The 300-nt window shown below is 30.7% G+C and carries 1 pseudogene; it reads right to left on the minus strand.

What is annotated here, in order from left to right:
- Positions 1-68 precede the first annotated feature (68 nt).
- A pseudogene (locus GNY06_RS13490) lies at positions 69-300 on the minus strand (hypothetical protein); the annotation flags it as partial.

Below are 300 nucleotides of genomic sequence, written 5' to 3' on the forward strand. Positions count from 1 at the left end.
AAGGAATTATCTAATGTAAAAACGTCAAAAATGAGACAAACATATGTTGCAGGTAACGAAAAAATCGCTTATCTCCAATTATAAATAGAATAATTAACAGGCATTATATCATCTAAACAATGGACAAATCTAATCTTAATATTATACCTTACAACTGTGGTAATCTTTATGTTGTTCAATCCATTATTTTGACGAACTTTCTCAACCACCTGAATTTCCTTTTTAATGAAATTTCCTGTAATTGTATCTGCTGTTATAAACTGGGTAGGTGAGCTGGTGACTACGTCCCGATTTAATTTG

This window comes from Elizabethkingia argenteiflava (assembly GCF_009904105.1).
GTDB classification, from domain to species: Bacteria; Bacteroidota; Bacteroidia; order Flavobacteriales; family Weeksellaceae; genus Elizabethkingia; species Elizabethkingia argenteiflava.